At 64.6% G+C, this 12939-nt stretch carries 13 protein-coding genes and 1 riboswitch; of the genes, 1 reads left to right on the top strand and 12 read right to left on the bottom strand.

The features are described 5' to 3' along the window. Positions 1–5: 5 nt before the first annotated feature. Positions 6–236 (bottom strand): 50S ribosomal protein L31, encoded by a 231-nt coding sequence (gene rpmE, locus LZ519_RS02640; protein WP_249867182.1) that lies wholly within the window; start codon positions 234–236, stop codon positions 6–8. Positions 237–324: 88 nt separating this feature from the next. Further along, on the bottom strand, positions 325–885 hold the full coding sequence (locus LZ519_RS02635; protein ID WP_249867181.1) for a DUF6580 family putative transport protein: 561 nt from the start codon (positions 883–885) through the stop codon (positions 325–327). A gap of 53 nt (positions 886–938) precedes the next feature. Beyond that, positions 939–1089, top strand: a riboswitch (cobalamin riboswitch). A 96-nt stretch (positions 1090–1185) separates the two neighbouring features. Here LZ519_RS02635 and LZ519_RS02630 point away from each other — a divergent pair. After that, entirely contained in the window at positions 1186–3057 is a 1872-nt protein-coding gene (locus LZ519_RS02630) for a TonB-dependent receptor domain-containing protein (RefSeq protein ID WP_249867180.1), read from the top strand. Here the strand turns inward: LZ519_RS02630 and fabZ are convergent, their stop codons facing one another. The 10 genes from fabZ to tsf form a co-directional block, all read right to left on the bottom strand. Beyond that, positions 3058–3534 (bottom strand): 3-hydroxyacyl-ACP dehydratase FabZ, encoded by a 477-nt coding sequence (fabZ, locus tag LZ519_RS02625; protein WP_348539373.1) that lies wholly within the window; start codon positions 3532–3534, stop codon positions 3058–3060. Then, on the bottom strand, positions 3531–4112 hold the full coding sequence (locus LZ519_RS02620) for an OmpH/Skp family outer membrane protein (protein WP_249867179.1): 582 nt from the start codon (positions 4110–4112) through the stop codon (positions 3531–3533). The genes fabZ and LZ519_RS02620 overlap by 4 nt, the downstream gene beginning before the upstream one ends. Beyond that, positions 4112–6835, bottom strand: coding sequence for an outer membrane protein assembly factor BamA (bamA, locus tag LZ519_RS02615; protein WP_249867178.1), 2724 nt, complete (start codon positions 6833–6835; stop codon positions 4112–4114). Before bamA ends, LZ519_RS02620 begins: the two co-directional genes overlap by 1 nt. A 75-nt stretch (positions 6836–6910) precedes the next feature. Beyond that, positions 6911–8026, bottom strand: a complete 1116-nt coding sequence (locus LZ519_RS02610; RefSeq protein ID WP_249867177.1) for a M50 family metallopeptidase — start codon at positions 8024–8026, stop codon at positions 6911–6913. Then, a complete protein-coding gene (locus LZ519_RS02605) occupies positions 8026–9186 on the bottom strand; it encodes a 1-deoxy-D-xylulose-5-phosphate reductoisomerase (RefSeq protein WP_249867176.1) in 1161 nt (386 codons plus the stop codon). Before LZ519_RS02605 ends, LZ519_RS02610 begins: the two co-directional genes overlap by 1 nt. Next, the gene (locus LZ519_RS02600) at positions 9183–9815 is read right to left on the bottom strand and encodes a phosphatidate cytidylyltransferase (protein WP_249867175.1); all 633 of its coding nucleotides are present in this window, start codon (positions 9813–9815) and stop codon (positions 9183–9185) included. The genes LZ519_RS02605 and LZ519_RS02600 overlap by 4 nt, the downstream gene beginning before the upstream one ends. After that, positions 9812–10549, bottom strand: a complete 738-nt coding sequence (uppS, locus tag LZ519_RS02595) for a polyprenyl diphosphate synthase (RefSeq protein ID WP_431358077.1) — start codon at positions 10547–10549, stop codon at positions 9812–9814. Before uppS ends, LZ519_RS02600 begins: the two co-directional genes overlap by 4 nt. Next, positions 10546–11100: a ribosome recycling factor gene (frr, locus tag LZ519_RS02590; RefSeq protein WP_249867174.1), complete on the bottom strand. Its 555-nt coding sequence runs from the start codon at positions 11098–11100 to the stop codon at positions 10546–10548. Before frr ends, uppS begins: the two co-directional genes overlap by 4 nt. Positions 11101–11103: 3 nt before the next feature. Continuing rightward, complete coding sequence (pyrH, locus tag LZ519_RS02585; RefSeq protein WP_249867173.1) at positions 11104–11823, bottom strand: UMP kinase; 720 nt, start codon at positions 11821–11823, stop codon at positions 11104–11106. Positions 11824–11908: 85 nt separating this feature from the next. Beyond that, positions 11909–12853, bottom strand: coding sequence for a translation elongation factor Ts (tsf, locus tag LZ519_RS02580; protein WP_249867172.1), 945 nt, complete (start codon positions 12851–12853; stop codon positions 11909–11911). Between the last annotated feature and the right edge of the window lie 86 nt (positions 12854–12939).

Here is a 12939-nt window from a genome sequence, read left to right as displayed (position 1 = left end):
ACCCGTCACTTCTTGCCGAGAGTGAGCCCGCCGAAACGCTTGTTGAAGCGCGCGACCTGGCCTCCGGTGTCCATCAGCTTCTGGTTGCCGCCGGTCCATGCCGGGTGAACCTTGGGATCGATGTCGAGGTGAAGGGTGTCCCCTTCCTTGCCCCAGGTCGACCGCGTCTGGAACTTGGTTCCGTCGGTCATTTCGACCGTGATCATGTGATAATCGGGGTGGGTACCGGATTTCATTGTCTTTTCCTTGGGTTTGGCTGGTTTCCGACCAGCCGGAAAGGCGTCGCGGCCCCATAGAGGCTGAGGCCGCGCGATGCAACCGCAGTCAGGCCCTGGCGTGGGCCGGGCGAGCTTGGCGAATGGCCGGCAGGAACCGCTCCGCAATCGCGAAACCGCCGAACAGCGCCGCCGTGAAGGTGAGGTCGCCCGCGAGCGTGTTCTGGAAGAACGGGATCGCGGCGACGTAGCAGGCGACCAGCCCTTCCCTCGTCAGCGGATAGATGCCGCTGAACAGCCACATGCCGAAATTGGTGAGGACGAAGAACATGACTGAGCTTGCGACCGCTGCGGCGCCGATGGTCACCGCGGTCTTTTGCCTGGCGACCAGCCAGCCGATCAACACCGTGAGCCCGAAGCTGAGATAGACGAAGTTCATGCCCGGGTAGAAACCGCCAAGGAGCGCGTCGCTAATCAGCAGCGCAGCAAAGGGAGCGACGAACGCCGTCAGCCGCCGCGGCATGTAGGCGCCGCTGAACAGCGCCATCGCAGCGATCGGAGAGAAGTTCGGTGGATGAGGAAGCAGGCGCATCGCGGCCGCCGCGAAGATCGCGGCGAGAAGCGCAAGCAGTCGGGCGTTCTTGTCCATCGTCAGTCCCAGTCTTTGCATCAGCCGTTCATAACCACCCCGGCGCTCGATTGACAATTGTCCGCGGCGAGACTTAGCCAGTCCGCGACGAGGGTGCCGCCCACGAAGCCAAGCTTCGGCGGGGGCGGTCAAAAGGGAAGCCGGTGGAATTCCGGCGCTGTGCCCGCAACTGTGAAGCCGCTTTCGAGCGGCTAGTCAGGAACCTGCCCCCGTCCGTCGTCCGCACCCCGGCCGGGAACAGCCGAGATGCGTGGAGCCGGACGCCATCGCGGCAGCCGGCGCCTCCGAGACGACAGCTGCAGTCGTTCAAGGAGGTTCCCGATGCTCATTTCCCTGTTGCTCACTTCTCTCGCCGCGGCCGACGCCACCCCCGAAATCGTCGTCACCGCATCGCGGGCGCCTGAAGAACGGTCGAAATCTGCCGCGAGCACGACGGTGCGGGACCAGGAGCAGATCGAAAGGCTGGGCGATCCGCTCGCCGTGTCGCTGCTCCGGCTGGTCCCGTCGGCAGCGGTCGAAACCAGTGGTCCCGCTGGCAGCTTCGCCGAGGTCCGGATTCGCGGTGCCGAAGCCAATCACACTTTGCTGTTCATCGACGGAATCCGCGCCAACGATCCGGCCGCGAACGACACGCCGAGGTTTGAGCTCCTCAATTCCGACATGATCTCGCGCATCGAGGTGGTCCGCGGGCCGCAATCGGCGCTGTGGGGGTCGGACGCCATCGGCGGCGTGATAGCAGTCAACGGCCTTGCTCCTACGGAGCCTGGCTATTCGGCGGCAGGAGAAGCCGGCTCCTTCGGTTTCCGGCGACTTTCGGCTTCTGGCCAGCTCGTTTCCTCCAACGCAACCCTCGCCGGCGCAATTGGGTGGCAGCGAGCCACCGGCATCGACAGCTTCAATGGCGAGGGCGACCGCGACGGCTACCGCAACCTTTCGGGCCGTATCCGCGGAAGCTGGGAGTTTGCTCCGGGGTTCGAGGTTGGTGCAGCCGCATTCTCATTGGACGGCCGAAGCGAATTCGACGGGTTCAATCCCGACCCGCCGTTCCAGCATACCGACACGCTCGACAACACCAGGAACCGTCTTTCTGCGGGACGTCTGTGGCTGAAGGGCGGCGATGAGGTCAGCGGGCTGAGCGGAAGCATCGCAACGTCGCTGCTCGGCTCGTCGAACCGCAATTTCATCGGCAATGGGGAGATCAACCGGACTGCGGGGGATCGATGGACCGTCAACGGCCAGCTTGAATATCGCTTCTCAACCGGCCCGGTGCGCCACACAGCCATCGTTGCGCTTGACCACGACCGCGAGACCTTCGAAGCGAGCGACATCATCTTCTTCAACGCCAGCGACCAGCATCGCCATCGCAGCCACGATGCCGTCACGGCCGAGTGGCGCGCGGAGCTGAAACCGCTTGTGGCGGACATCGCGGTCCGCCGGGATTCGTTTAGTGCCTTCGCCGATGCGACCACGGTAAGAGCTTCGGCGCTCTTCGCTGTGGGTGGCGGCTTCTCGATCGCAGCTTCCTATTCCGAAGGGATCGCCCAGCCCACCTTCTTCGACCTTTTCGGAGTGTTTCCGGGGACCTTCATCGGCAACCCGTCGCTGAAGCCCGAGAGCTCACGCGGGTTCGAAGCCTCGCTGCGCTTCAGGCGAGGACCGATCGACGCCGCGGTCACGGGCTACAAGCAGACACTCCACGACGAGATCATCGACCTGTTCGATCCGGCGACCTTTACCTCGACCACTGCCAATCGCTCCACCTCTAGCCACCGGTCGGGGATTGAAGCGGAGTTCGGCTGGAAGCTGGGCAAGCAGCTGCGGCTGAGCGCCACCTACGCCTATCTCCATGCGACCGAGCCGGGCGCTATTCCATCATCGCAGTTGCGCGAGGTTCGGCGGCCCAAACACAGCGGATCGCTCGCCCTCGACGGCGCCAGCGGCCGCCTCACCTACGGCGGTAGTGTCGCTTATGTGGGTACCCGGAGCGACACCAACTTCGACGTCTTTCCGGCGCAGAAGGTTCGCCTCAAAGCCTATTGGCTAGCGGGGGGGCGGGTCGCCTATCCCGTTCGGCCCGGGGTCGAGCTTTTCGCACGTGTGTCGAACCTGTTCGACGCGAAATACCAGGATGTGGTCGGCTACCGGACCGAAGGGCGAGCGGTCTTTGCCGGGGTACGTCTCGGCGGCCGTTGATCAGTCCGACGGAGGATCGGCGATCATCGCGGTGAAATTGGCCTCCGCTACAACCTTTCCCTCAATCAGTGCGCGGCCGGCGAACTTGCACACCGTCGGCCGCTTCTGGACGAACTGGACTTCAAGGCGAAGCAGCACGCCCGGCTCGACCGGGGCGCGGAACTTCGCGCCTTCGATCGCCATGAAATAGACGAGCTTGCCGGACCCGGCGAGGCCCAGCGATTCGACGGCAAGCACTCCTGCCGCCTGGGCGAGAGCCTCGACGATCAGGACTCCGGGCATGATCGGCCGCCCCGGGAAATGCCCTTGGAAGAACTGCTCGTTCATCGTCACCGCCTTGATGGCGACGATGCCGCCGTCCGGGTCGAGGCTTTCGACCCTGTCGACGAGCAACAGGGGGTAGCGGTGCGGAAGCGCGGCCATAACCCGCCGGATGTCCAGCGGGCCTAGCCCCTTCCCTTCCGCGGCTTCGCTCACCGCCCCTGCGGCTGCTTCGGCTGGGCCGGAGCGACGACCTGGAGCGACGGAAGGGCCGCGTTCAGCCCGGCGAGCACGTCATTGGTGACTTCCACGGTCGGAGCGATTGCGAGCGTCGTTCCCACTTCAATGAGCAGGTTGGCCCCGCGACGCTGCATGACCTGCTGGAAGATCGGGTTGAGCTTCGCCTGGACCTGCTGCGACACATATGCGGAGTTCCGCTGAATCTGCTGTTCCTGCGTTGCGATCTGTGTGGCCGCCTGCTGACGCTTGGTTTCGAACGCCTGCATCCGCCCCTGGAGAGCCGCGTCCGGTGCCGCGCCCTTCAGGGCGTCGATAGCCGCCTGGATCGACTTCTGCTCGGCTTCGAGCGGAGTCGCCAGCGCCTGCTTGCGGGAGTTGTAGGCATTCACCTGGCCCTGAAGAGCAGCCCGGGCAGTCTTGCATGCGTTGCAGTCCGACGTGACCTTTTCGAGATCGACGACAGCGACGACCGCACCCGGAACAGCTTGCGCCTGTGCCGAAGCGGGCACCAGCATGATCGCCGCAGCCGCGGCGGAAAGGAGAAGATGTTTCATCAGAATTGCGTTCCTACGTTGAATGAAAAGAGCTTGGTGTCGTCGCCCTTCTGCTTGAGCAAGGCCTTGGCGATGTCGATGCGCAGCGGGCCGAACGGCGAGGTCCAGTTGACCCCGAAGCCGATCGAAAGCCGCGGCTTGGGCGAACTTCCGAGGAAGATTTCCTTGAAGCCCGGAATGAAGGTGTAGTTCGACGTCGGGCAATTGGCAGCGGTCTGGCCCGGTGCAAGCACGATCTGGGTCGCGCCGCCAGTGATGTCCACCGGGTTGCAGGTGCCGGGAATGTCGATCAGGCTGGGCGTCTTGAGGCCCCACACCGAGCCGACGTCCACGAACGCCGACGGGCGAAGGCCGAGGCTTCGGATCGAAGAGCTCGTCGGAACTTCGAGCTCGATCCGGCCCATATAGTAGGAATGGCCGCCGATCGCGTCGCTGACCAGCCGGGTGCCGTTGGTCGTCTCCATCTTGTCGAAGTTGACTTCGGAAAGATTGCCCGTGTCGTCATAGGGAACGCGGATGATCCTTGGGCCGATGCCGCGGATATCGAAGCCGCGCATGTCGTTGCCGAAGAATCGGTCGGTCAGGCGAATCGGGTCAACACCTGGCTCATTGCTCTTCTTCAGCGGGAGGATGTGCCCTCCCTCCAGATGCGCCGACAGGATCCAGCCGCCGCCGAAGCTGTGATATTTCGTGCCATCGGCGCGCGTGCGCAGATATTTCACGTCACCGCCGAGCCCCGCAAAATCCTGGCTGAAAACGAACCTCTGCCCGCGGGTCGGATGGATTCCGTCGGTGTTGTCGAAAGCCAGCGAGTGGCCGACCGAGGAGGTCAGCCTCGAACCGAGCTCGTCGCAAAGATAGCGGCCGGCCTTGAGCGGATCGCAGGCCAGCGGCAACGGTCCGTTGCTCCCTGTCAGCGGACCACTTCCGTCAGGGTCCGGAACGAGGTCCGGATCGGTGAAGTAGAGCGCCTTGCTGAGCGTGACCTTGTCCCAGGTCAGCGAGTAGCGCGTGCCCCAGGTCATGAACTCGGTGAGCGGGAAGCCAAGGCGGAAGCCGCCGCCGGTGCTGAGCTGCCGGTAGGTGGTGTTCCGCTCGCCGCCGAGGAAGTTGAACGCATTATAGTCGCGGCGGAAGATTTGCCCGCCGAGCAGGATCTGCTTGTCGAACAGGTAGGGCTCCGTGAACCCCGCCGAAATCGACTTGGAATAGCGCGACCAGCTCACGCCCGCGTCGAGGCTCTGCCCCATTCCGCGGAAATTGTTCTGCGACACCGCGAGCGAGACGAGGAACCTCTCGATGCTCGAGTAGCCGGCGGAGAATTGAAGCTGGCCGGTCGCCTTCTCCTCGAGGTCGACGCCCAGGACCACGCGGTCGGGAGCCGACCCTTCCGTCTGCTTTACCTCGATATTGTCCTGGTAATAGCCGAGCGACTGGATCCGGTCCTGCGATCGCCTGATCTTGATGGCGTTGAAGGCGTCGCCTTCGTTCACCCGGAATTCGCGGCGGACGACCTTGTCGTGCGTGATGGTGTTCCCGTTGACGTCGATCCGCTCGACATACACCCGCGGTGTTTCGCCGACGCGGAAGGTCACGTCCATCGTGTGGGTTTCGGGGTTGCGCTTGTACGACGGATTGATGTCCGCGAACGCGTAGCCAAGGTTGCCCGCGGTCTCGTTGAGCGCGGTCACGGTGTCCTCGACGGCCTTTGCGTTGAACCACTCGCCCTGCTGGATATGCACCTGCTGCATGATCTTTTCTTTGGGCAGGTCGCGAAGCGCGCTGTCCGCCGTCACCGGGCCGAACTTGTACCTGGGGCCTTCCTCGACGACGTAGGTGATGATGAAGTCGCGGCGGTCGGGCGTAAGCTCGGCAAGCGCGGAGGCGACGCGGAAGTCGGCATAGCCTTCCGTCAGGTAGAAGGCGCGAAGCTTCTGCTGGTCTGCGGCCAGGCGGTCGGGATCATAGGTATCGTTCGATTTGAGGAAGCCGAGCACTCCGCCCGCCTGGCGAGTGTACATTTCCTTGCGCAGGCGCCCATCGTCGAAAGTCTGGTTGCCGATGATGTTGATCTTGCGGATCTTCGACACCGGGCCTTCGTAAATTTCGAAGATCAGGTCGACGCGATTCTGGTCCTGCTCAACGATCTTGGGAATGACGCGGGCGGCGAAGCGGCCTTGGCGTTTGTACAGCTCGATGATCCGGTCGACATCAGCCCGGGCCTTGGAGCGAGTGAAGATCTCGCGCGGCTTGAGCTGGATTTCCGGAGTGATCTTGTCGGACTTGAGCCGTTTGTTCCCCTCCAGGACGATCCGGTTGATGACCGGGTTCTCCTGGACAGTGATCACGATGTTCCCGGTTTCCGCGCCGGTAATCACCACGTCGGCGAACAGCTCGGTCGCGTAGAGATCCTTCAGCGCCTGATCCAGCGTTTCGGCGGTGTAGGTCTGGCCCGGCTGAAGATTTGCGTAGGAGATGATCGTCGCCGGTTCGAGGCGCTGGCTTCCCCGGACCGCGATCGAGCGGATCGTTCCCGCGGCTTCAGGAGCGGTCAGGGTCGTCGGGGCCGGGGGCGTTGCCTGTGGAGTCGCAGCAGGCGCCTGCGCCGGCTGCGGTTGGCTCGTGTCCTGGGCAAGGAGCGGCGCGGACCAGCCACCGATGATTGTGCCGACCAGAAGAATGGCACCCGCACGCCTGGAAATGTTCGCTTTATCTGGAGTCACGCGTTCCCGCCCTTGAATGCTGTGCCGCTTCGCGAACGCTGCGGCCTGTGGATGTGCAGCCCTGCCCCATGCGCCCTAGCCAATCAAGCGCCCGAGCCGTTCCCAGACGCCGAATGAGCCGAGATCGTTCACGGTCGTGAAGAACAGTAACGCGACGAGCAGTGCAAGGCCTCCGCGAAACGCCCATTCCTGCGCCTGGACGCTGACCGGACGCCGGCGAACCGCTTCGACTGCATAGAAAAAGAGATGGCCGCCATCCAGTATGGGGACTGGCAACAAGTTGATGAATCCGAGATTAATTGAAAGCAACGCGAGCAGGCTGACGAACGCCAGCGGCCCCTGCGCTGCCCCTTCGCCGGCCACGCGCGCGATCTTGATCGGCCCGCCGAGCTGCTTTGGAGAAATCCGGCCTCTGACCAGCTGGACGATGCCGTCGACGATCGAACGAGTCATCCCGATTGTGAAGGAAGCGGCAAGGGGGACCGCCTCGACGATGCCGACAGGTTCGCTCACCCCGGTCGTCGGGCGAACGCCGAGGATCCCGCGCTCGAACTTGGTGCCGGCCGGATCGTCCATCATCTCCTTGCGGAGGTGGACCGGGAAGACGGCCAGGGCGTCGCCGCGCTTGATCTTCACGCTCACGGTCTCGTCGGGACGAACCACGACGGTGCTGAACACGTCGGAGAAGGTCGGAGTCGGACGTCCGGCGATCGCCACGATCTGGTCACCAGGCTGAATGCCGGCGGCAGCGGCCGCCGACCCCTTCTCAACCGCCCCGACGACATTGGTCAGGGGCGCGCCGACCAGGGTAAAAAAAGCGACGAAAATGACCCACGCCAGAAGGAAATTGGCCACCGGCCCGGCAAGGACGATCAGGAACCGCTGCCAGACGGGCTTGCCGGCGAAGCTGCGCGGGTCAGTTTCGTGCGGCGCGTCGGACTCGCCCGCATGGCTTTCGTCGCCGACGAAGCGGACGTAGCCGCCGAGAGGGAGCCAGCCGACCTTCCAGCGGGTGCCGGTGCGGTCGGTCCAGCCGGTGATTTCTCGCCCGAAGCCGATCGAGAAGGTCTCCGCCCCCACGCCGAACAGGCGGCCGACGGCATAATGGCCAAGCTCGTGGATGAACACGAGCGGACCCATCGCGCATACGAACGCGACAATGATCAGCCATGCGGGGGGTTGCGCGAGCATTACGGGCGGCTTTCGGCAATAAGTGCGCTGGTCCGGTCGCGCGTTTCCCCATCGAGTGCAACTACTTCCTCTACGGAGCGCGGCCTCGAGGCATCGATTTCGCCAAGCGCCCGCTCGACGGTCCGGCTGATGTCGCAGAAGCCGATCCGACCCTCGAGGAAAGCCTGGACGGCGATCTCGTTCGCCCCATTGAGGACGATCGCCGCCCCTTCCCCGCGCTCCAGCGCCTCGCGCGCAAGGCGAAGCGCCGGGAAGCGCTCGAGGTCGGGGGCCTCGAAGTCCAGCCGGCCGATCTCGGTCAGCGACAGCCGCTGCGAAGGCGTCGCCATCCGTTCGGGCCACGCGAGGGTGTAGGCGATCGGGATCCGCATGTCGGCGCTACCGAGCTGGGCGAGCATGGATCCGTCGACGAACTCGACGAGCGAATGAACGACCGACTGGGGGTGAACGACGACGTCGATCCGCTCGGACGGCAAAGCGAACAGATGGTGCGCCTCGATCAGCTCCAGGCCTTTGTTCATCAGGGTAGCGGAATCGACCGAGATCTTGGCACCCATCGACCAGCGCGGGTGGGCGACCGCCTGGTCGGGAGTAGCCTCGCTCATCTGCTCGAGCGAGGAGCCCAGGAAAGGGCCACCGCTGGCAGTCAGCACAAGGCGTGAGACATCTTCTCTACGACTTCCGGCAAGACATTGGAAAATTGCGTTATGTTCGCTGTCAACCGGCAGCAAAGTGGCGCCGCTCCGGGCCGCCGCGTCCATCATCAGCGCGCCGGCGGTGACCAACGCTTCCTTGTTGGCGAGGGCCACCGTCTTGCCCGCCTCGATCGCGGCCATGGTCGGAACGAGGCCAGCACAACCGACGATCGCGGCCATTACCCAGTCAGCGTCACCCGAAGCCGCTTCGACCAGCCCTTCGGCGCCAGCAGCAGCGCGGCATCCGCTTCCCTCGAGGCGATCGCGGAGCTCATCGTAGCGCGCCTCATCGGCGATGACCGCAAGCTTCGCTCCGGTTCGCATCGCAGCGTCGGCCAGGCCCTCGACGTTGCCCCGCGCGGTCAGCGCTACCACCTCAAAACGCGCGGGCGAGCGCTCAACGAGGTCCAGCGTCGACCGGCCGACGGAGCCGGTGGCGCCGAGGATTGCGATCCGCCGCTTCATGCCATGCCCGCGATGACCGCGAGCGCGGTCAGGATCGCGACTGGGAGAAGTCCGTCGAGGCGGTCGAACACGCCTCCGTGGCCGGGGAGCAGCCGCCCGGAATCCTTGACCCCCGCCCGCCTCTTCATCCAGCTTTCGAACAGGTCACCGCCCTGAGATGCAACCGAGAAGAGCGGAGCGAGCAGCAAGACCAGCCAGTAAAGGCCCGTCGTCAGTACCCAGGCCCCGCCGAAGAGGGTCGCCGCCGCGACGCCGCCGTAAAAGCCGGCCCAGGTCTTGCCGGGGCTGATTGCAGGAGCGAGCTTGGGTCCGCCGATGGAGCGGCCCGAAACATAGGCGCCGATGTCGGTCGCCCAGACGATGATGAAGATCCAAAGCAGCAGGCTGCGCCCATCCTCGGCACGCTCGCGCACCCAAAGGAGCGAGAGCGCGGCCAGCAGCGCGTAGGCGAAACCGCCGATGTACCAGGCCGCGCCCCAGCCTTTGGCGAGCCGAGTCCATTCGTAGAATACGGCGGTGGCCGCGGCTGCTGCGAGGACCGCCAGGGCATAGCCGCCTTGAAAGGCTGCAAACAGTGCGACGACGGCCATGACGACGCCCGTGGCGGTGCGGACGAGAAGCTCGCTCATCGGCCGCCGAACCGGCGCTGGCGAGCCGAGAACTGCGCGAGCGCATCGCTGAAGGCCTGCTCGTCGAAGTCGGGCCACAGGACAGGACTAAACAGGAGCTCGGCATAGGCCGACTGCCAAAGCAGGAAGTTGGACAGCCTGACCTCGCCCGAGGTTCGGATCAACAGGTCGAGCTCCGGCAAGCCGGCGGTGTCGAGCTCGGCAGCCAGGGCCGCCTCATCGATTTCCCCCGGAGCAACGTCGCCGGCGACGGCCTTGGCAGCAAGCGTGGAAGCCGCTCGCGCCAGCTCGAGGCGCGATCCGTAATTGAGCGCGACGACCAGGGTCAGGCGGTCGTTGCCCGCGGTCTTTTCCACCGCGCGCTCGAGAAGCCCAGTCATCTTGGGGCCGAATGCCGAATAATCGCCGATCAGCCTGAGCTTCACCCGCTCCTCGAGCAGGCGATCGAGCTCCTTTTCGAGATAGTAGCGCATTAGCCCTGTGAGGTCGGAGATCTCCTCGTCCGAGCGGCGCCAGTTCTCCGACGAGAAAGCGTAGAGCGTGAGCACTTCGACGCCCGCATCGGCGGCCGCCTGCAGGGTCCGCCGAACCGCTTCGGCTCCGGCCTTGTGCCCAGCAACCCTCGGCAGCCCGCGCTGGGCGGCCCAGCGGCCGTTGCCGTCCATGATGATCGCGACGTGGCGCGGAACGAGCGCCGCTGCCCCCTCCGCTGAAGCGGCCTGGGGAGAGGTCACTTGCCGAGGATTTCCTTCTCCTTGGACTCGGCAAGCTCGTCGATCTCGCTAATCGTGTCGTCGGTGAGCTTCTGCACCTCGTGCTCGAGCCGCTTGCGCTCGTCCTCGCTGATCTCGTGCTTCTTCTCGTCGGTCTTGAGCTGGTCCATTCCGTCGCGGCGGACGTTGCGGACCGCGATCTTGGCCTTCTCGGCATACTGGCCGACAAGCTTGGCGAGCTCCTTGCGGCGCTCTTCCGTCAGGTCGGGGATGGGAAGCCTGATGAGCTGGCCGTCCGTAACCGGGTTGAGGCCGAGGTTCGCGGAGCGGATCGCCTTTTCCACCGGCTGCACGTTCGACCGGTCCCAGACCTGCACGGTCAGAAGACGCGGCTCCGGCACGGAAACCGTCGCCACCTGGTTGAGCGGCATGTTGGCGCCATAGACCTCGACGTGGATCGTATCGAGCAGAGCGATGGAAGCGCGACCCGTCCGGAGTCCCGACAGGTCGTGCCTCAACGCCTCGAGAGCGCCGTGCATCCGCCGCTGCAGGTCAGCCTTGTCCATTGCCATTGCTTACTCCTCGTTCTGGACGATCGTCGCGGTGCCCTTGCCGGCGAGCACCTGCGCCAGGTTGCCCGGCTGGCGGACGTTGAAGACGACGATCGGAATGTTGTTGTCGCGGCACAGAGCGACCGCAGCCGCGTCCATGATCTTGAGGTCGTCGCTGAGCACGCGGTGAAAGCTCAGCTGCTCGTAGCGCTTGGCGCCTGATACCTTCTTCGGGTCGGCCGTATAGATGCCGTCGACGCTGGTGCCCTTGAACAAAGCGTCGCAGCCCATCTCCGCAGCTCGAAGAGCGGCCGCCGTGTCTGTTGTAAAATACGGGTTTCCGGTACCTGCAGCGAAAAGGACAACGCGGCCCTTCTCCAGGTGCCTCAGAGCGCGGCGGCGGATGTAGGGCTCGCTGACGGCCGCCATCGGGATCGCGGACTGGACCCGGGTGTCCACTCCCTGATTCTCGAGAGCGTTCTGGAGCGCGAGCGAGTTCATCACCGTCGCAAGCATCCCCATATAGTCGGCGCTTGTGCGGTCGAATCCCTTGGCCGCGGCAGCGATGCCGCGGAAGATGTTGCCGCCCCCAACGACGACGCAGAGTTCCCGGTCCTTCTTGGCCGCGGCTATCTCCGATGCGAGTCCTTTGACGGTTTCAGGGTCGATCCCGAACTGCCCCTGCCCCATCAGAGCTTCGCCCGACAGCTTCAGCAGGATGCGATTGAAGCGCGGGCGGGTCATCGGGCGGGTCGTCCTATCGGATAGAAAAAAGGGCGGACACGCTTTAGCGCGCCCGCCCCAATTTCCAACTGTTGCTTTGCCCCGCTCAAGCGACCGGTTCGGCCTTGTTGGTCCCGGCTGCTGCAGCGACTTCGGCTGCGAAGTCGTCTTGCTTCTTCTCGATGCCCTCGCCGAGCTGGAAACGGACGAACGCGGCAAGCTCGATCGGCGAGCCGGCGTCCTTGGCGGCAGCGCCTAGAACGTCCGAGACCGGCGTCTTGTTGTCCATCACGAACAGCTGCGACAGCAGGGCATTTTCCTTGCGGAACTTGGCAAGGCTGCCTTCGACCATCTTTTCGGCGATGTTCTGCGGCTTGCCGCTTTCCTTCGCCTTTTCGAGAGCGATCGAGCGCTCGCGCTCCATCAGCTCGGGGTCGAGCTGGTCGCCGATCAGCGCAAGCGGGTTCGCAGCCGCGATGTGCATCGCGACCTGCTTGCCGAGCGCCTGGAGCGTGTCGGCCGACGCCTTGCTTTCGAGAGCGACGAGGACTCCGATCTTGCCGAGGCCGGTGCCGACCGCATTGTGGACGTAGGACACGACCGCGCCCTCATTCACCTCAAGGACGGCGCTGCGCCGAAGCGACTGGTTCTCGCCAATGGTGGCGATGTTGTTGGTCAGAGCTTCCTCGACGGTTCCGCCGGCCGGATAGGAGGCCGCGAGCAGGCTGTCGACGTTGCCCCCGGCGTCCAGCGCAAGCTTGGCGACGTTGCGGACGAAATCCTGGAACTGCTCGTTCTTGGCGACGAAGTCCGTCTCCGAGTTCACTTCGACGATGGCGCCGCGATTTCCTTCGACCGCGACTCCGATCAAGCCCTCGGCGGCCGTGCGGCCGGCCTTCTTGGCGGCGGCGGAAAGCCCCTTGGCGCGAAGCCAGTCCACCGCCGGCTCCATCTCGCCATTGGTTTCTGCAAGCGCCTTCTTGCAGTCCATCATGCCAGCGCCGGTACGGTCGCGAAGCTCTTTCACTGCGGCGGCGGTGATCTCAGCCATTGTCTTCATTCCTTCCTTGAGCCCCCGCAGGCGCAGGAACCCAGTCGATATCTGAGTGGGTGCGCCGCTGCCGGGGCAGCGGTCGC

Source organism: Sphingomonas anseongensis, from assembly GCF_023516495.1.
Lineage (GTDB): Bacteria > Pseudomonadota > Alphaproteobacteria > Sphingomonadales > Sphingomonadaceae > Sphingomicrobium > Sphingomicrobium anseongensis.
The sequence above is the reverse complement of the archived record's forward strand: the minus strand, read 5'-3'. Positions and strand labels throughout refer to the sequence as shown.

Bases quoted from the DNA above. Each gene is read 5' to 3' on its own strand.
- rpmE (WP_249867182.1), bottom strand. From the start codon at position 236: ATGAAATCCGGTACCCACCCCGATTATCACATGATCACGGTCGAAATG.
- LZ519_RS02635 (WP_249867181.1), bottom strand. From the start codon at position 885: ATGCAAAGACTGGGACTGACGATGGACAAGAACGCCCGACTGCTTGCG.
- LZ519_RS02630 (WP_249867180.1), top strand. From the start codon at position 1,186: ATGCTCATTTCCCTGTTGCTCACTTCTCTCGCCGCGGCCGACGCCACC.
- LZ519_RS02620 (WP_249867179.1), bottom strand. From the start codon at position 4,112: ATGAAACATCTTCTCCTTTCCGCCGCGGCTGCGGCGATCATGCTGGTG.
- LZ519_RS02610 (WP_249867177.1), bottom strand. From the start codon at position 8,026: ATGCTCGCGCAACCCCCCGCATGGCTGATCATTGTCGCGTTCGTATGC.
- LZ519_RS02605 (WP_249867176.1), bottom strand. From the start codon at position 9,186: ATGAAGCGGCGGATCGCAATCCTCGGCGCCACCGGCTCCGTCGGCCGG.
- LZ519_RS02600 (WP_249867175.1), bottom strand. From the start codon at position 9,815: ATGAGCGAGCTTCTCGTCCGCACCGCCACGGGCGTCGTCATGGCCGTC.
- frr (WP_249867174.1), bottom strand. From the start codon at position 11,100: ATGGCAATGGACAAGGCTGACCTGCAGCGGCGGATGCACGGCGCTCTC.
- pyrH (WP_249867173.1), bottom strand. From the start codon at position 11,823: ATGACCCGCCCGCGCTTCAATCGCATCCTGCTGAAGCTGTCGGGCGAA.
- tsf (WP_249867172.1), bottom strand. From the start codon at position 12,853: ATGGCTGAGATCACCGCCGCCGCAGTGAAAGAGCTTCGCGACCGTACC.